The sequence below is a fragment of the Paracidovorax anthurii genome (assembly GCF_003269065.1).
Classification (GTDB): domain Bacteria; phylum Pseudomonadota; class Gammaproteobacteria; order Burkholderiales; family Burkholderiaceae_C; genus Paracidovorax; species Paracidovorax anthurii.
This window is the reverse complement of record NZ_QLTA01000063.1, coordinates 11,581-27,875: the sequence shown is the minus strand read 5'-3', so window position 1 is coordinate 27,875 and position 16,295 is coordinate 11,581. Positions and strand designations below refer to the sequence as shown.

General features: G+C 70.6%; 16 protein-coding genes. 8 read left to right on the top strand and 8 right to left on the bottom strand.

Annotated elements, in window-relative coordinates; genetic code table 11:
* The 3 genes from AX018_RS21725 to AX018_RS21715 all read right to left on the bottom strand — a co-directional run.
* On the bottom strand, positions 1-543 hold a 543-nt coding region (locus AX018_RS21725; protein WP_211322501.1), incomplete at its 3' end, for a dihydrodipicolinate synthase family protein.
* 82 nt (positions 544-625) lie between these two features.
* Entirely contained in the window at positions 626-1,600 is a 975-nt protein-coding gene (locus AX018_RS21720) for a Bug family tripartite tricarboxylate transporter substrate binding protein (RefSeq protein WP_111881760.1), read from the bottom strand.
* Between the two features lie 95 nt (positions 1,601-1,695).
* Positions 1,696-2,505 (bottom strand): FadR/GntR family transcriptional regulator, encoded by an 810-nt coding sequence (locus AX018_RS21715; protein ID WP_245951770.1) that lies wholly within the window; start codon positions 2,503-2,505, stop codon positions 1,696-1,698.
* A 65-nt stretch (positions 2,506-2,570) separates the two neighbouring features.
* Here AX018_RS21715 and AX018_RS21710 point away from each other — a divergent pair, with 65 nt between their 5' ends.
* The 8 genes from AX018_RS21710 (at position 2,571) to AX018_RS21675 (ending at position 10,617) form a co-directional block, all read left to right on the top strand.
* The gene (locus AX018_RS21710) at positions 2,571-3,383 is read left to right on the top strand and encodes an NAD-dependent epimerase/dehydratase family protein (RefSeq protein ID WP_111881756.1); all 813 of its coding nucleotides are present in this window, start codon (positions 2,571-2,573) and stop codon (positions 3,381-3,383) included.
* On the top strand, positions 3,380-4,321 hold the full coding sequence (locus AX018_RS21705; protein ID WP_111881754.1) for an SMP-30/gluconolactonase/LRE family protein: 942 nt from the start codon (positions 3,380-3,382) through the stop codon (positions 4,319-4,321). Before AX018_RS21710 ends, AX018_RS21705 begins: the two co-directional genes overlap by 4 nt.
* Before the next feature lie 108 nt (positions 4,322-4,429).
* Positions 4,430-5,401, top strand: coding sequence for a TRAP transporter substrate-binding protein (locus AX018_RS21700; RefSeq protein WP_111881751.1), 972 nt, complete (start codon positions 4,430-4,432; stop codon positions 5,399-5,401).
* A gap of 113 nt (positions 5,402-5,514) precedes the next feature.
* A complete protein-coding gene (locus AX018_RS21695) occupies positions 5,515-6,003 on the top strand; it encodes a TRAP transporter small permease (RefSeq protein ID WP_111881748.1) in 489 nt (162 codons plus the stop codon).
* Between the two features lie 3 nt (positions 6,004-6,006).
* A complete protein-coding gene (locus tag AX018_RS21690; RefSeq protein ID WP_111881745.1) occupies positions 6,007-7,302 on the top strand; it encodes a TRAP transporter large permease in 1,296 nt (431 codons plus the stop codon).
* A 26-nt stretch (positions 7,303-7,328) separates the two neighbouring features.
* Entirely contained in the window at positions 7,329-8,426 is a 1,098-nt protein-coding gene (locus tag AX018_RS21685) for a lactonase family protein (protein ID WP_111881766.1), read from the top strand.
* Between the two features lie 83 nt (positions 8,427-8,509).
* Positions 8,510-9,574 (top strand): SMP-30/gluconolactonase/LRE family protein, encoded by a 1,065-nt coding sequence (locus tag AX018_RS21680; protein ID WP_111881742.1) that lies wholly within the window; start codon positions 8,510-8,512, stop codon positions 9,572-9,574.
* A gap of 47 nt (positions 9,575-9,621) precedes the next feature.
* On the top strand, positions 9,622-10,617 hold the full coding sequence (locus tag AX018_RS21675) for a Bug family tripartite tricarboxylate transporter substrate binding protein (RefSeq protein ID WP_111881739.1): 996 nt from the start codon (positions 9,622-9,624) through the stop codon (positions 10,615-10,617).
* 36 nt (positions 10,618-10,653) lie between these two features.
* Here the strand turns inward: AX018_RS21675 and AX018_RS21670 are convergent, their stop codons facing one another.
* From AX018_RS21670 to AX018_RS21650, 5 genes are all read right to left on the bottom strand, one after another.
* Entirely contained in the window at positions 10,654-12,762 is a 2,109-nt protein-coding gene (locus tag AX018_RS21670) for a TonB-dependent receptor family protein (RefSeq protein ID WP_111881763.1), read from the bottom strand.
* Between the two features lie 31 nt (positions 12,763-12,793).
* Positions 12,794-13,504: a superoxide dismutase family protein gene (locus tag AX018_RS21665; RefSeq protein WP_111881736.1), complete on the bottom strand. Its 711-nt coding sequence runs from the start codon at positions 13,502-13,504 to the stop codon at positions 12,794-12,796.
* A 180-nt stretch (positions 13,505-13,684) separates the two neighbouring features.
* Positions 13,685-14,584: a 3-hydroxyisobutyrate dehydrogenase gene (gene mmsB / locus AX018_RS21660; protein WP_111881733.1), complete on the bottom strand. Its 900-nt coding sequence runs from the start codon at positions 14,582-14,584 to the stop codon at positions 13,685-13,687.
* 92 nt (positions 14,585-14,676) lie between these two features.
* Complete coding sequence (locus tag AX018_RS21655; protein ID WP_111881731.1) at positions 14,677-15,084, bottom strand: TfoX/Sxy family protein; 408 nt, start codon at positions 15,082-15,084, stop codon at positions 14,677-14,679.
* Positions 15,084-16,250 carry an acyl-CoA dehydrogenase family protein gene (locus tag AX018_RS21650; RefSeq protein WP_111881728.1) on the bottom strand — a complete coding sequence of 389 codons (1,167 nt, stop codon included), beginning with the start codon at positions 16,248-16,250 and terminating at the stop codon, positions 15,084-15,086. The genes AX018_RS21655 and AX018_RS21650 overlap by 1 nt, the downstream gene beginning before the upstream one ends.
* Positions 16,251-16,295 lie beyond the last annotated feature (45 nt).

The window sequence follows — 16,295 nt, the reverse complement described above, 5'->3', positions numbered from 1 at the left end:
CATGTAGATGGAGTTCATCAGCTCGATGTCGCCCACGCCGTCCTTGAAGCCCACGAGGTTGGCATTGCGCTCGGCCAGCCGCGCGAGCGTCTCGGGCGAGAAGCGGCTCTGGCCGCGGTTGTAGACGATGACGCCGAACTTCACGCTCTTGCACACGGCCTCCACGTGGGCGGCCAGGCCTTCCTGGCCGGCCTCGGTGAGGTAGTGCGGCAGCAGCAGGATGCCGTGCGCGCCGGCCTTCTCGGCCGCCTGGGCGCACTGGATGGCGAAGCGCGTGGGGCCGCCCGCACCGGCGATGATGGGCACCTTGCCGCGGCAGGTCTGCACGGCGGTTTCGATGATGGCGGGGTATTCCTCGGCCGTGAGCGAGAAGAATTCGCCCGTGCCGCCGGCCGCGAAGAGGGCGCTGGCGCCGTAGGGCGCGAGCCATTCGAGGCGCTCGGCGTAGCCGCGGGCGTTGAAGTCGCCCTGCGCGTCGAAGTCGGTCAGCGGGAACGACAGCAGGCCGGAGCCCATGATGGACTTGAGTTCTTGAGGATTCATGGCAATAAGACCAGGGAGTGTGGGGAAACGAAGGGAAAGGAAAGCACCGGCCGGGCGATTGCCGTGGCCGATGCCGGGGGAATCAATCCAGGCGGATCTGTGCGGCCGAGACGACGCTGGCCCAGCGGGCGCGCTCCTTCTCGAAGAACTTGTCTTGCTCGGCAGGGGTCATGGTCACCACCTCGGCGCCCTGGCCGGCAAGGCGGGAGCGGATGTCCGGGGAGCGGATGACGCTGATGAGCGCGCTGTTCACGCGCTGCACCACGGCCTCGGGCGTGCCGCGCGGCACCAGGATGCCTTGCCAGGTGCCGGACTCATAGCCGGGCAGGCCCTGCTCGGCGATCGTCGGCACATTGGGCAGCAGCGGCATGCGCGAGGACTTGGACAGGCCCAGGACCTTGAGCTTGCCGCTCTGGACGTGGGGCAGGGTGGCGAGCATGCCGTTCATGAGCACCTGCGTCTGCCCCGCGATGGTGTCCTGGATCGCGGTCACGCCGCCCTTGTAGGGCACGTACTGCCACCGGGCGCCGCTCGCGGCCGCGAGGGCGACGCCCGCCAGATGGGGGGCGCTGCCCGTGGCGGTGACGGCGAAATTGAGGTCGCTGGTCTTGGAGAGCGCGACCAGTTCCTTGAGGTTGCTGGCCTGCACGGAGGGATGGACCACCAGCATGTGGGGCGAGTAGGCCAGCATGGTGGCGCCGCGCAAGTCCTTCGATGGATCGAAGGACAGCTTGGTATAGACGGAGGGGCTGATGGCGAGGGCGCCCACGTCGCACAGCAGCAGTGTGTAGCCGTCGGGCGCGGCCTTGGCCACGAAGTCCGCGCCGAGGTTGCCGTTGGCGCCCGGCTTGTTCTCGACCACGACGGGCTGCTTCAGCGCATCGGACAGCGGCTGGCTGATGGCCCGCGCGATGATGTCCGAGCTGCCGCCCGGCGGGTAGGGCACCACGATGCGCAGCGGTTTCGCGGGCCACTGGGGGGTCTGGGCGCTGGCGGCAGCGCAGGCCAGCGCCATGGCGGTGCCAGCGGTCAGCAGGGTTCGGCGGCGGAAGGTCATTGGCATGTCTCCATTCATGGTTGTTGTACGTCATCATACAACTTGAATTCTGAAAAAGACAAGCGTTTTGTCGCGGCCCGGGGGCCGGATCGCGGTTATTGCCCGGCGGGCGTTGCCTGGGTCTTGGCGGCTTCCTGCGCGAGCCGCAGGCGTTCGCGGCTGTTGGTGAGGTGGATGCGCATGGCCGCGCGCGCCGAGTCGGGGTCCTGCCGGGCGATGGCGGAGTAGATCTCTTCGTGCTCCCGGTTCACGCGGCTCAGGTATTCGCTGCTGCGCTGGGCGCGCAGCGCGGCGATGCGGGTGCGCGGGATCAGCGTGGTGCCGAGGTGGTTCATGATGTCGGCGAAATACGGGTTGCCCGTGGCCTCGGCGATCTGCAGGTGGAAGCGGAAATCGTGCGCGACGGTGTCGCCCCCGATCTGCACGTTGCGCTCGAAGTCGTCCAGTGCCTCGCGCATGGATTGCAGGTGCGCGTCGCTGCGGCGCATGGCCGCGAGGCCCGCGGACTCGGTCTCCAGGCTGATGCGCAGCTCCAGGACGGCCAGCACGTCCACCGAGGTGCTGAGCTCCGAGGGCTCCAGGCGGAACACCCCGCCCGCGCGGGGCGGGAGCACGAAGGTGCCGATGCCGTGCCGTGTCTCCACGAGGCCCGCGGCCTGCAGCTTGGAGAGCGCCTCCCGCACCACCGTGCGGCTCACTTCGTGGGCCCGCATGATCTCGGATTCGGTGGGGAGCTTGTCCCCGGTCTTGAGCACGCGGTCGCGGATCTTGCCGGAGAAGTCCTCCACGACCGCGTTGGCCAATCCCCGCGCCCGGCGCACGGGTGCGGCCCGCGCGACCAGTGCCGAGCCCGCAGGATCGATGGTGGCGGGGTATGCGGGTAATCCCTTTATTGAAGTGGCCATGGCGTTGATCATAATCGCCTCGCGTTGTACGACAACATATGACAAACACCAGCCAGAGGAATTCCATGAGCCAGCCGTCCCGTTTCCACCGTCTTTTGCTCACCGGTGCCGCCGGGGGGCTGGGGAAGGTGCTGCGTGAGCGCGTCAAGCCCTTTGCCGAGATCGTCCGGCTGTCCGACATCGCGGACATCGCGCCGGCCCAGGGGACGGATGAAGAGGTGGTTCCCTGCGATCTGGCCGACAAGGCCGCCGTCGATGCGCTGGTGGCCGGCTGCGATGCCATCGTGCACCTGGGCGGGGTGTCGGTGGAGCGGCCTTTCGAGCAGATCCTCGAAGCCAACATCAAGGGCGTGTTCCACATCTACGAGGGCGCGCGCCGCCATGGCGTGAAGCGCGTGGTGTTCGCCAGCTCCAACCACGTGATCGGCTTCTACAAGCAGACGGAGCCCATCGATGCGCTGGCGCGCCGGCGCCCCGATGGCTATTACGGCCTCTCGAAGTCGTTCGGCGAGGACGTGGCGAGCTTCTACTTCGACCGCTACGGCATCGAGACCGTGAGCCTGCGCATCGGCTCCTCGTTCCCCGAGCCGCGCGATCGCCGCATGATGAGCTCCTGGCTGAGCTACGACGATCTCACGCAACTGGTGCAGAAATCGCTGTTCACGCCGGATGTCGGCCACACCGTGGCGTACGGCGTCTCGGCCAACCGCGACCTGTGGTGGGACAACCATGCGGCCGCCCACCTGGGGTATGCGCCCAAGGACAGCTCGGAGCCTTTCCGCGCCAAGGTCGAGGCCCAGCCCGCTCCCGCGCCCGGCGATCCGGCGGCGGTGTACCAGGGCGGCGCGTTCACGGCCCAGGGCCCGTTCGAGGGATGAGCGCCGTGGCACCGTCCTCTCAGGCCGAGCTGGTGCTGGATGCGCGCTGCGCCACGGGCGAGAGCCCGGTCTGGCGCGCCGCGGAGCAGTCCCTCTACTGGACCGACATCCCGCGCGCCGTGCTGCACCGCTGGTCCGCGGACACCGGCGCGCTCGCGCAGTGGTCGGCACCCGAGATGGTGGCCTGCATGGCCGCCTGGGCCGGCCAGCCCGGGCGCTGGATCGCGGGGCTGGAGTCGGGCATTTTCCAGCTCGAACTGGCCGAAGGCGAGGGCGCACTGGCCGCGCGGCGGCTGGCCGGCGTGCCCCACGCCGCCGCAGGCATGCGCTTCAACGACGGCCGCTGCGACCGCCAGGGCCGCTTCATCGCGGGCACCATGCTGCAGGACATGGGCGCGGCGGCGCGGGTCGGGGCGGTGTACCGCTTCGGCGCGGCGGAGTCCCGCAGCGGGCAGGCGACGGACCTCGGGCTCGGCGAGCTGATCGTGCCCAACGGCATCGCCTTCAGCCCCGACGGGCGCACGATGTACCTGTCCGATTCGCACCCCCTCGTGCAGAAGATCTGGGCCTTCGATTACGACACCGACACCGGCACGCCGCGCGACCGGCGCCTCTTCGTGGACATGGCGCCGCTGCCGGGCCGACCGGACGGCGCCGCGATCGACGTGGACGGCGGCTACTGGATCTGCGGCAACGATGCCGGGCTGGTCCACCGATTCACGCCCGACGGGCGCCTGGACCGCTCGCTGGCCGTGCCGGTCAGGAAGCCCGCCATGTGCGCCTTCGGCGGCCCGCGGCTGGACACGCTGTACGTGACGTCCATCCGCCCGGGCGGCGACGCGGACCTGGCCGACCAACCGCTGGCCGGCGGCGTGTTCGCGCTGCGGCCGGGCACCCAGGGCGTGCCCGAGCCCGAGTTCCAGCCGGGGGCGGCGTGAGCCGGCCCGCGTGTATCCATTCGCTACGGTTCAGTTGCGTGTAAGCCGGCCCCCAAAAGATCGGTCCTTTTTTTCCCTCCTGACGAGGATTCCCCAGAGGTAGACAACATGCGATTCATCAAGACCACCCTGGCCGCCGTCGCGGCCGCCGGCCTGACGGCCTTCGCCGCGCATGCGACGGAATTCCGGTCCGCCGACATCCATCCCGACGACTATCCCACCGTGACCGCGGTGAAGTTCATGGGCGAGCGCCTGAAGGCGCTCTCGGGCGGCAAGCACACCATCCGGGTGTACAGCAGCGGTTCGCTGGGCAACGAGAAGGACGCCATCGAGCAGGCCAAGATCGGCGCGCTGCAGATGGTGCGCATCAACATCGGCGCGATGAACAACATCTGCCCCGAGACCGTCGTGCCCACGATGCCGTTCCTGTTCCGCTCGGTCGAGCACCTGCACAAGGTGCTGGACGGCCCGGTGGGCGAGGACATCCTGAAGTCGTGCGAGAAGCAGGGCTTCGTGGGCCTGGCCTATTACGACAGCGGCGCCCGCTCGATGTTCACGGCCAAGAAGGCGGTGCGCAAGTTCGAGGACATGAAGGGCATGAAGGTGCGCGTGCAGCAGTCCGACCTGTGGGTGTCGATGCTGGAGGCCATGGGCGCCAACGCCACGCCGATGCCGATGGGCGAGGTGTACACGGGCCTCAAGACCGGCCTGATCGATGCCGCCGAGAACAACTACCCCACGTACGAGAGCTCGCGCTCGTTCGAGGTCGCCAAGTACTACACCAAGACCGAGCACTCGATGGCCCCCGAGATGCTGCTCTTTTCCAAGCGCGCCTGGGACCGCCTCTCGGCGCAGGAGCAGGGCTGGGTCCGCCAGGCCGCGAAGGAATCGGTGCCCTACATGCGCAAGCAATGGGCCGAGCGCGAGGTGAAGTCGCTCGCCACGGTGAAGGCCGGCGGCGCCGAGATCATCGAGATCGACAAGGCGCCGTTCCAGGCCGCGATGAAGCCGGTGTACGACAAGTACATCACCGACGCCCGGCTCAAGGACCTCGTCAAGCGCGTGCAGGATACGCAGTGATGTCCCTTCCCGCGCCGTGACCGGCGCGGTTTTTTTTGCTCGATTGCTATTAAATAGATAGCTGAAACCCAAGATTCCACGGCGACATCGGTCGTTTTTTCTTCTCAATCAACATGTACACCCAAATTTGCCGCGCGCTGGCGCGCCTTTGCATGTGGCTGGGCATCCTGGGGCTCGTGGCGGTGATCTGCGCCGTGAGCTGGCAGGTGTTCGGCCGCTACGTGCTCAACAACACGCCCACCTGGGCCGAGAGCCTCGCGCTGCTGCTGGTGATCTACGTGACCATGTTCGGCGTGGCCGTGGGCGTGCGGGACTCCGGCCACATCGGGCTCGAATCCTTCCTCGTGCTGGCGCCCGAATGGCTGCGCCTGAAGATGGAATACCTCATCCATGCGCTGGTCCTGCTGTTCGGCGCCGCCATGGCCTGGAATTGCGCATCGCTCGCGCAGTCGGTGTGGGAATACCGCCTGCCCACGCTCTTCATCTCCGAGGGCTGGAAATACGTGCCGGCCAGCATCGCCGGCGTCCTCATCGTGATGTTCTCCATCGAACACATCATTGCGCTGGCCCAAGGCCGCGAAGTCGAACCCGCCTGGGGCTGATCCATGACCGTGCCACTCCTGATCCTGAGCGTGTCGTTCACGCTGTTCCTGCTGCTGGGCGTGCCCGTGGCGTTCTCCATCGGCCTCTCGGCCCTGGCCACCCTGCTGTACGAGGGCCTGCCGCTGGAGGTGGGCTTCCAGCAGATGACCTCGGGCATGGGCATCTTCTCGTTCCTGGCGATCCCGTTCTTCATCTTCGCGGGCGAGCTGATGCTGTACGGCGGCATCGCCGACCGCATCGTCAACTTCGCGCGCGCCCTGGTGGGGCACGTGCGCGGCGGCCTGGGCATGTCCAACGTGGTGGCCTGCACGCTGTTCGGCGGCGTCTCGGGCTCGCCGGTGGCGGACGTGTCGGCCATGGGCGCGGTGATGATCCCGATGATGAAGAAAGAGGGCTACCACGCCGACTACGCCGTGAACGTGACCACGCACGCGGCCCTGGTGGGGGCGCTGATGCCCACCAGCCACAACCTCATCATCTATTCGCTCGCGGCGGGCGGCAAGGTGTCGATCGCGGCGCTGATCCTCGCGGCGCTGATTCCGGCCATCGTGCTCACCGTGAGCAACCTCGCGGCGGCGTATTTCGTGGCCGTCAAGCGCGGCTACCCCAAGGGCACGTTCCCGGGCTGGCACATCGTGGGCCGCTCGTTCGCAGCCGCGCTGCCGGGCCTGTTCATCGTCGTGCTGATCCTGGGGGGCATCCTCTCGGGCATCTTCACCGCGACCGAGTCGGCCGCCGTGGCGGTGCTCTACGCCCTGGCGCTCACGATCTTCCTCTACCGCACGCTGACGCGCGAGCACTTCATCAAGGCGGCTTCCAAGGCGGTGCGCACCACGGGCGTGATCCTGCTGCTGATCGGCATCTCCACCACCTTCGGCTACCTCATCAGCCTCTACGGCGTGGCCGAGATGACGGGGGAGCTGCTCTCCCAGGTCACGACGACGCCGTGGGTGATCTTCCTGCTGATCAACATCATCCTGTTCGTGCTGGGCACGTTCCTGGACATGGCCGCCACGATCCTGCTGTGCACGCCGATCTTCCTGCCGATCGCGCAGTACTACGGCATGAGCTCGGTGCAGTTCGGCATCGTGATGCTGATCAACTGCGCGCTGGGCCTGAACACGCCGCCCGTGGGCACGACCCAGTTCGTGGGCTGCGCGATCGGCGGGGTGTCGGTGGGCACGGTGATGCGCACGATATGGCCGTTCTATGGCGCGCTGATCTTCGCGCTCGCGCTGGTCACCTTCGTGCCCGCGTTCTCCACCTGGCTGCCCAGCCTGTTCATGGTGGTCCGTTGAACCCCTCCCTCGCAAGGAAGTCCATGATGGCCTCTCTCTCTCGTACCCGCGCACTCTCCTTCACCCGCCTGGCGGCGGCGGCGCTCTGCCTGGCCGGCGGCGCCGCGTCGGCCGCCACCTGGGTCTATGTCTCCAACGCCGACAGCCAGGACGTCTCGGTGTACGAGTTGGACCGGGCGGCCGCCGCGCTCAGGCCCGTGGAGATGGTGCCCCTGGGCGGGCAGGCCATGCCGATGGCCGTCTCGCCGGACAAGCGCGTGCTGTACGTCGCGCTGCGCTCCCAGCCCTTCCGGGTGGTGAGCCTGGCCATCGACCCCGCGAGCGGCAAGCTGCGCAGGCTGGGCGAGGCGGCGCTGGCCGACAGCATGGCCAACATCGACACCGACGCCACCGGCCGGTGGCTGTTCGCGGCGTCGTACCCGGGCCACAAGATCACCGTCAACGGCATCGGCCAGGACGGCACGGTGGGGGCCGTGCAGCAGCTCATCCCCACGGCGCCGAATGCCCATGCCATCCATGCCGACGCGGCGAACCGCTTCGTGTTCGCCACCAGCCTGGGCGGCGACCACCTGTCGAGCTGGCGCTTCGATCCCGAGAGCGGCCGACTCACGGCCAACGAACCCGCGCTCACCCCCATCGCGCCCGAGAAATCCGGCCCGCGCCATTTCGTCTGGGACAAGGCCCAGCGCCACATGTACGTGCTCGACGAGCTGGATGCCGGCCTGCACGTGATGGAGTACGACGCCCGGCGCGGCACGCTGCGCGAGGTGCAGCGCACCACCACGCTGCCCGCCGGCTTCACGGGCAAGCCGTGGGGGGCCGACCTGCACCTCTCGCCCGACGGGCGCACGCTCTATGCGTCCGAGCGCACCTCCAGCACGCTCTCCACCTTCCGGGTGGATGCCGCCAACGGCCAGCTGCAGCCGCTGGGCCAGGTGCCCACCGAGAAGACGCCGCGCGGCTTCGCGGTGGACAGCTCCGGGCGCTTCCTGATCGCGGCGGGGCAGGATTCCCACAGCGTCTCGCTGCACCCCATCGATCCTGCCACCGGCATCCCCGGCACGCCCACCCGCGTGGCCGCCGGCAAGAACCCCAACTGGGTCGAGATCGTCGATCTGCCGTGACGGCCCGGGCCGGGCCTGCCCGGCACGCGGGCGATTCCGGCAACTGCTTTTCATCCACCAAAGACCACAAGGAGAGAGACAAGATGGCGGCAGAGCAAGCATCCATGGGCAGCGGGCGCAGGGCGTTCCTCGGCGGGGCGCTGGGCGCGGCCGGTGCGGCGGCATGGCCGGCCGGGGCGATGGCCCAGGCCTTCGATTTCAAGCCCCATCAACGCTACCCCGACCCGGCCGTGCAGGTGCTCGATCCGTCGTTCGGCAAGTACCGCATCTTCAGCAGCAGCGTGGAGCAGATCGCCACCGGGCTGCGCTGGGCCGAGGGGCCGGTGTGGTTCGGCGACGGGCGCTACCTGCTGGTGTCCGACATCCCCAACAACCGCATCGTGCGCTGGGACGAGGCCACGGGGCAGCTGGGCGTGTTCCGCCACCCGGCCAACTTTGCCAACGGCCTGGCGCGCGACCGCCAGGGCCGGCTGCTGGCCTGCGAGCACCTCACGCGCCGCATCACCCGCACCGAGTACGACGGCAGCATCACCGTGCTGGCCGACGGCTACAACGGCAAGCGCTTCAATTCGCCCAACGACATCGTCTGCAAGAGCGACGGCTCGATCTGGTTCACCGATCCGCCGTTCGGCATCGCGGGCCACTGGGAGGGCGACAAGGCCGCGCCCGAGCTGCCGCATTCGGTCTACCGCATCGACCCGCAGAGCGGCAAGACCGAGCTGGTGCTGGACGATCTGTCCGGCCCGAACGGCCTGTGCTTCTCGCCCGACGAACAGCGGCTCTACGTCGTCGAGTCGCGCGCGCAGCCGCACCGCGTGGTGTGGGCCTGCGACGTCGCCGGCGGCCGGCGCCTGTCGAACAGGCGCGTGCACATCAACGCGGGCGGCCCGGGCGCGCTCGACGGAATCAAGTGCGACGAGGACGGCAACCTGTGGTGCGGCTGGGGCAGCAACGGCTCGGCCGGCGCGAACGCGGCGGACCTGGACGGGGTGATGGTGTTCAACCCGCAGGGCCAGCCCATCGGCCACATCCGGCTGCCCGAGCGCTGCGCCAACCTCGTGTTCGGCGGTGCCAAGCGCAACCGCCTCTTCATGGCCAGCAGCCATTCGATCTACGCGCTCTACGTGGAAACGCGCGGCGCGGTCTGACCCGCCCCGGCCCCCGATCCCTTTCGCAATCAGGAGACACACCCGCCATGCAACGCAGAACCTTCGCACTCCACGGCCTCGCGCTGGGCGCGGCCGGCAGCCTCGCGGCCTTGCCCGCCTTCGCGCAGGCGCAATGGCCCGGCGGCAAGGCCATCACCTACCTCGTGCCCTTCGCGGCCGGCGGCACCACCGACACCCTGGGCCGGCTCATCAGCCAGCAGCTGGGCACGGCGCTGGGCGCCACGGTGGTGGTGGACAACAAGGGCGGGGCGGGCGGCAGCGTCGGCTCGGAGATCGCCGCGCGCTCGGCGCCGGACGGCTACACGCTGCTGGGCGGCACGATCAGCTCGCACGCCATCAACGTGAGCCTGTATCCCAAGCTGGGCTACGACCCGGTGAAGTCGTTCGCGCCCGTGACGCTCATCGGCACCAACCCCGTGGTGCTGGTGGTGGCCGCCAGCAGCCCCTACAAGACGCTGCAGGACGTGCTCACGGCCGCCAAGACCCGGCAGGGCGGCCTCTCGTCGGCCTCGGCGGGCACGGGCACCTCGCAGCACCTCGCGCTGGAGCTGCTGGCCTACAAGTCGGGCGTGAAGTTCACCCACGTGCCCTACAAGGGCAGCGGCCCCGCGATCCAGGACGTGATCGGCGGGCAGGTGGACATGATGTTCGACACCACCGTGGTCGCGGCGCCGCACATCCAGAGCGGCAAGCTGCGCGCCATCGCCGTGACCTCGGCCCAGCGGCTCTCGTCCCTGCCGGACGTGCCCACGGTGGCCGAGTCGGGCGTGGCGAACCTGAAGGACTTCCAGGTGGTGTCCTGGCAGGCGATCTTCGTGCCCGCGGGCACGCCGGCGCCCATCGTCACCCGGCTGCACGACGAGATCCGCAAGATCCTCGCGCAGCCCGACATGCAGACCAAGCTCAAGGGCTTCGGCATGGAGCCGGCCGACATGACCATCGCCCAGATCGCCACCTTCCAGAAGGCCGAGGTGGAGAAGTGGGCGCAGGTCATCAAGGCCGCGAACATCAAGGTGGATTGAGCACCGCCCGCCGTGCGGGGCGGTGTGCGCGCGCCGTCAGAGGAACTGCGCGCGCAGCCCCACCATGATGCGGCGGCCGGCCGCAGGCTCGAAGAAGCGGCCATTGCCGTCGTTCACGATCAGCGAGCCCGCGTAGCGGCGGTCGAACAGGTTGTCCAGCCGCGCCCAGGCCTGCCAGCGCGTGGCGCCGCCGGCCTTCCAGGTGTAGCCCGCGCGCAGGCCCGCCACGGCGTAGCCGGGGGCGGCTTCGGTGTTGGCATCGTTGGCCTGGGCCGGGCCCGAGAGGTCCACGGCGGCGCCCACGGTCCAGGCGGGCGCGGGAACGTAGTCCACGGCCAGCTGTGCCACATGGCGCGACGTGCCGGGCAGGCGGTTGCCGGCGGGCACCAGGGCACCGCCCGCGCCGGTGTAGGGGCTCGCGAAGAAGGCGTCCAGGTAGGTGTAGGCCGCGCGCGGCGTGAAGGCCCCGGCCCGCGCGCTCCATGCCAGCTCCAGGCCGCGCCGGCGCACGCTGTCCGCGTTCTGGTACACGGTGCGGCCGTTGACGGTGGCCGCGGGCACGATTTCGCCGCGCGTGCGCGCATCGAACCAGGCCGCTTCCACGCGGTGCACCGCGCCCTGCCATTTGGCACCCACTTCCCACTGCCGGCTGCGCGCGGCCTCCAGCCCGTAGTTGGGGCCGCTGTTGGTGCGGCTGTAGGCCATCTCGGCCAGGGTGGGCGTCTCCAGGCCCCGACCGGCGTTGGCATACAGGTTGAGCCGCTCCGACGCGGCCCACACGAGGCCCGCGGCCGGGCTGGTGCGCCGCCAGGAGCGGCTGCCGCTGTCGTCGGGGTTGGCGGCGCTCGCGGGGTAGCGGTCGTCCACCGAGAGGCGCACGCGGCTCGCGCGCAGGCCGGCGATGGCGCGCACCGTGGGCGCGATCCAGGCGTCCACCTGCGCGAACAGGTCGGTGTTGCCGGCCCGGTCCTGTTCGTTGCGCCGCAGGGCGCCGGGCGTGCCGGCGTCGTTGACGAAGCCCTGGCGGTGCTCGGAGAGGCGGTCGGCGTCCAGGCCCACCGTCCAGGTGAGCGGCAGGCCGGAGGAGGGCAGGCGGGCGCGGTGCGTCCAGGCGATGCCCAGGCCGTAGTAGTCGCGGTCCAGGTCCACCACGCCGCCGGCGCTGTTCGCCGCGGCGCCGGAGAAGGAGAGGGTCTGCATCAGGCTGCGCGTGCCGCCGTAGAGCCGCGCGCGCAGGCTGTCGTCGGGGCCCAGGTCGCGCTCCAGCACCAGCCCGAGCTGGTTCTGGCGCACCGACTTGCGGGTGTCGAAACTCCCGGCCACGGCGGGCGCCTGGCGCGGATCGGCATTCCACTGCGCGCGCGTGAGGCCCAGGGGGTCTTGCGCCAGGGGCTGGTCGAAGAGGTTCAGCAGCACGGTGACCCGCGTGCCGCCGTCGGGCCGGGCCACGAGCTTGGCGTTCAGGTGGGTGCGCCGCGCGGCGCTGTGGTCGCGCCAGCCGTCGGTCTCGAAGCGGGAGACATCGACCAGCCCGCCCAGCGTGCGGTCCCCGAAGTCCAGCGAGGCCTCCGCCAGCCGCTGCCCGAAGGAGCCCGCGGCCACCGAGGCGCCGGCGCCGCCGCCCTCGCGCGGCTCGCGGGTGGTCACCTGCAGCACGCCGCCGGCGGCGTTGCCGTATTGCTGGGCGAGCGGCCCGCGCAGCACCTCGACCTGCGCGGCCGATGGCAGTTGCGCGGTGGCGGCCTGTCCCTGCCCGTCGGGCATGGTGGCCGGGATGCCATCCACGAGGATGCGCACGCCCCGCACGCCGAAGGTGGAGCGCGAGCCGAAGCCGCGCACGGCGATCTGCAGGTCCTGCGCGTAGTTCTGGCGGTCCAGGGCCACCACGCCGGCCTGGCCGGCCAGCAACTCCGACAGGTTCACGAGCGGCGTGGGGGCGGTGAACGGGTCCACCGCGATGGCCGTGTGGCTGGCGGCGCTGTCGAAGCGGCGCTGCGCGGCGGCCTGCCCGCCGGACACCTCCACGGCGGGCAGGGTGGCTTCGGCGTCTTCGGCGCGCGCCGTGCCCGGGCCGACGGCCAGCAGCGCGCAGCCCGCCGCGGCGGCCCAGGCCGTGGCGCGGCGGGGCCGGAGCGGCGCGCCCATCTTGTGCGGAGTGGCGCCGCCGTGCCGGCGGTCAGCCACGCGGCCGGGCCGTGGGGGCGGGCGCGGGCGGCATGTCCTGGCCCACCACGCTGCTGGGCTGGGCGGGCTCGATCACCCCGCAGAGCACGCGCCCGCCGGAGTTGCCCGAGGGGTTGGTCTTGTAGTCGTCTTCCTTCTCATGGACGACGATGGAGCGGCCCATGACCGAGTTCCTGCCCGGCGTGAGGGTGACGTTGGCATTCACGTAGCGCACGGTGCCGCGGCCATCGGAGCCCACCTGGATGTTGGGCAGCTCGCCCGCGTGGGCCTGGTCGGCCGGCTGGCCCGGATGGCCGTGACGGTGCGACATGCCCGGGTCGAAGTGCCCGCCGGCGGCGCCGAACGGGATGGTCTGGCCGGTGGCGGCGTCGGGCCCGGGGGCGCACTGGCCGTTGGCATGGATGTGGAAGCCGTGCAGGCCGGGGGTCAGGCCCTGCACCTGGGCCGCGACCTCGACGCCGCCCGGGGTTTCCGTCAGCACGGCCGAGCCGGCGGGCGTGCCCGAGGCGGTCAGCAGGCGGGCGGAAGCGGTGGCCCGCTCCGGCCCCGGCACGGGCGTCTTCGCGGCGGCGCTGCTGGCGGCCACGGCATGGGGAGCGGGGGTGCCGCTGACGGGCGCGCCGCAGCCGGCCAGGGTGAGGAGGGCGCCCAGGGCGAGGGCGCAGAGGCCGGAGGGCCGCAGGGAAAGGGGGGTGGGTGTCATGGTGGACCAGGGTGAAACGGCGAGGAGCCGGGAATGCCGCGCAATGCGATGGAACGCCGGCAGGCCGGCGCATCCGCGCAGCATGGACGCCTGCACCGCTTTCGTGCGTAGGACAACGGCGGCGCCTTGGCGGGCCGTGGCCCGCGGGCAACGTGCCGCCGTGGCGCGTCCCGCAAGCGGTCAGGCCGGCGGTTTCCGGAACTGCCGAAGGATACTGGAGAAATCCAGCGCGCCATGGCCCGCCAGGCTGTGGGCCGCGTACAGGCTGCGCGCCAGGCTGCCCAGGGGCGTGGCGGCCCGCACCGCGATGGCGTTCTCCTGCGCCAGGCCCAGGTCCTTGAGCATGAGGTCGGTCCCGAAGCCGCCCGTATAGCCCTTGCTGGCGGGGGCCGTTTCCATCACGCCCGGGAAGGGGTTGTACTTTTCGAGCGCCCAGTTCCCGCCCGAGCTGCGGCGCATGATCTCCGAGAGCACCTGGGGGTCGAGCCCGTTGGCCACGCCCAGGGCGATGGCCTCGCTCGTGCCGGCCATGAGGATGCCCAGGAGCATGTTGTTGCAGATCTTGGCCGTCTGCCCCGCGCCCGCGCCGCCGGCGTGGAAGAGGTTGGCGCCCATCTTCTCCAGCACCGGCCGGGCGCGCTCCAGGTCGGCCGCGGCGCCGCCCACCATGAAGGTGAGCGTGCCGGCGGCGGCCCCGGCGGTGCCGCCCGAGACGGGCGCGTCCAGGAAGGCGATGCCCAGGCCCCGCGCTGCCTCCGCCACCCGGCGCGCGCTGCCCGCCGCGATGGTGGAACAGTCGATCACCAGCGTGCCCGCCGGCAGCCGGGACAGCAGCCCGGCGCCCTCGCCGCTGCCCAGGTAGAGCGATTCCATGTGCGGGCTGGCCGGCAGCATGCTGATGACCACCTCGGCGCCGTGCGCGCACGTGTCTGCGTTGGAGGCGATGCGCACGCCCTCGGCCGCGAGCCGCTCGCAGGCTTGCGGGACGAGGTCGAACGCGGCGACCTCATGCCCCGCCCGGTGCAGGTTCAGCGCCATCGGGCCGCCCATGTTGCCGAGGCCGATGAATGCGATCTTCATGGTGTGTCTCCTGGTGGTGGAATAGTTTGATATGGTTTTGATAGCAAGAAACGCAGCAGACTCGCCGACATGGTGGCTGAAACACCCATGAATCAGCGTGTGCCCCCCTTGCGGGCGGTTGGCCGGGCCTCCGGCGGCGCCTTGCGCCGGCGCGGCGGCGTGGCCTTGGCGTGCGGGTTGTAGGCCAGGGCTTCCCGCAGCCAGAAGCCCCACTGGTCCCGGGTGGCGTAGCCGTCGGGCTCGACCCAGAAATAGCCCGGCATCTTCCCGTCGGGGGACAGCTCCCGCGTGCCCCGCATCTCCTGGAACTCCGCGTGCCGCCCGGGCGGCAGGCGCACCAGCAGGTCGCCCCCCTTCACGCCCAGGCACAGCTTGCCGTCCACCATGAAGCCCAGGCAGCCGAACAGGGTGCGCTCGTCCACGTCGCTGCGATCGGAGAGGACCTCGCGCACGGCGGCGGCCAGGTGCAGGGCCTCGTCGGACAGGGGGCGCGCGGGCATCAGCGGATGGCCTCGGGCGCGTCGGCTTCGAGCATGCGGCGGGCGATGATCACGCGCATGATCTCGTTCGTGCCCTCCAGGATCTGGTGCACGCGCGCGTCGCGCAGCAGGCGCTCCAGGGGGTACTCGCGGATGTAGCCGTAGCCGCCGTGCAGTTGCAGCGCCTCGTTGCAGACGCGGAAGCCCGCATCGGTCGCGAAGCGCTTGGCCATGGCGCAATAGGTGCCGGCATCGTGCGCGCCGGCGTCGAGCCGGGAGGCCGCGAGGCGCACCATCTGCCGCGCCGCGACCAGCTCGGTGGCCATGTCGGCCAGCTTGAACTGCAGCGCCTGGAAGGCCGCGAGCGGCTGGCCGAACTGCCGGCGCTCCTGCAGGTAGCGCTGCGCGTGGGTCAGCGCGCCCTGCGCCGCGCCCACCGAGCAGGTGGCGATGTTGATGCGCCCGCCGTCCAGGCCCTTCATGGCGATGCGGAAGCCCTCGCCCTCGCGGCCCAGCAGGTGGTCGGCGGGGATGCGCACGCCGTCGAAGCCGATGGTGCGCGTGGGCTGGCTGTTCCAGCCCATTTTTTCCTCCTTCTTGCCGTAGTGGATGCCGGGCGCATCGGCCGGCACGGCGAAGGCGCTGATGCCGCGCGCGCCCGATCCGGCGTCGCCGGTGCGCGCCATCAGCACCAGCAGGTCGGTGCTGCCCGCGCCGCTGATGAAGGCCTTGGCGCCGTGGAGGGCGTAGCCGCCCTCCACGCGCTCGGCCCGGGTCGTCAGCGATGCGGCGTCCGACCCCGCGCCGGGCTCGGTCAGGCAGTACGAGGCGAGCTTCTCGCCGCTGGCGAGCCGCGGCCCCCAGTGGCCGCGCACGGCATCGGTGGCCCAGGTGCCGAGCATCCAGGTGGCCATGTTGTGGATGGTGATGAAGGCCGTGGTGGATGGGTCCACGGCCGCCATTTCCTCGAACACCAGCGTGGCGTCGAGCCGCGAGAGGCCGAGGCCGCCCGCGCGCTCGGGGGCGTAGAGGCCGCAGAAGCCCAGGGCGCCGGCCTGGGCGATGGCCTCCCGGGGGAAGATGCCCTCGGCATCCCAGCGTGCCGCGTGCGGCGCCAGTTCGGACTGGGCGAAATCGCGGGCGGTGGCGGCGAAGGCGCGCTGTTCTTCGGTCAGCTCGAAATCCATGGGGGGTCTCTCGGGGCGGTCGTGGGGGAGTGGGATGGACGCGCG

Bases quoted from the DNA above. Each gene is read 5' to 3' on its own strand.
- AX018_RS21720 (WP_111881760.1), bottom strand. From the start codon at position 1,600: ATGACCTTCCGCCGCCGAACCCTGCTGACCGCTGGCACCGCCATGGCG.
- AX018_RS21715 (WP_245951770.1), bottom strand. From the start codon at position 2,505: ATGGCCACTTCAATAAAGGGATTACCCGCATACCCCGCCACCATCGAT.
- AX018_RS21710 (WP_111881756.1), top strand. From the start codon at position 2,571: ATGAGCCAGCCGTCCCGTTTCCACCGTCTTTTGCTCACCGGTGCCGCC.
- AX018_RS21705 (WP_111881754.1), top strand. From the start codon at position 3,380: ATGAGCGCCGTGGCACCGTCCTCTCAGGCCGAGCTGGTGCTGGATGCG.
- AX018_RS21700 (WP_111881751.1), top strand. From the start codon at position 4,430: ATGCGATTCATCAAGACCACCCTGGCCGCCGTCGCGGCCGCCGGCCTG.
- AX018_RS21695 (WP_111881748.1), top strand. From the start codon at position 5,515: ATGTACACCCAAATTTGCCGCGCGCTGGCGCGCCTTTGCATGTGGCTG.
- AX018_RS21690 (WP_111881745.1), top strand. From the start codon at position 6,007: ATGACCGTGCCACTCCTGATCCTGAGCGTGTCGTTCACGCTGTTCCTG.
- AX018_RS21685 (WP_111881766.1), top strand. From the start codon at position 7,329: ATGGCCTCTCTCTCTCGTACCCGCGCACTCTCCTTCACCCGCCTGGCG.
- AX018_RS21680 (WP_111881742.1), top strand. From the start codon at position 8,510: ATGGCGGCAGAGCAAGCATCCATGGGCAGCGGGCGCAGGGCGTTCCTC.
- AX018_RS21675 (WP_111881739.1), top strand. From the start codon at position 9,622: ATGCAACGCAGAACCTTCGCACTCCACGGCCTCGCGCTGGGCGCGGCC.
- AX018_RS21670 (WP_111881763.1), bottom strand. From the start codon at position 12,762: ATGGGCGCGCCGCTCCGGCCCCGCCGCGCCACGGCCTGGGCCGCCGCG.
- AX018_RS21665 (WP_111881736.1), bottom strand. From the start codon at position 13,504: ATGACACCCACCCCCCTTTCCCTGCGGCCCTCCGGCCTCTGCGCCCTC.
- mmsB (WP_111881733.1), bottom strand. From the start codon at position 14,584: ATGAAGATCGCATTCATCGGCCTCGGCAACATGGGCGGCCCGATGGCG.
- AX018_RS21655 (WP_111881731.1), bottom strand. From the start codon at position 15,084: ATGCCCGCGCGCCCCCTGTCCGACGAGGCCCTGCACCTGGCCGCCGCC.
- AX018_RS21650 (WP_111881728.1), bottom strand. From the start codon at position 16,250: ATGGATTTCGAGCTGACCGAAGAACAGCGCGCCTTCGCCGCCACCGCC.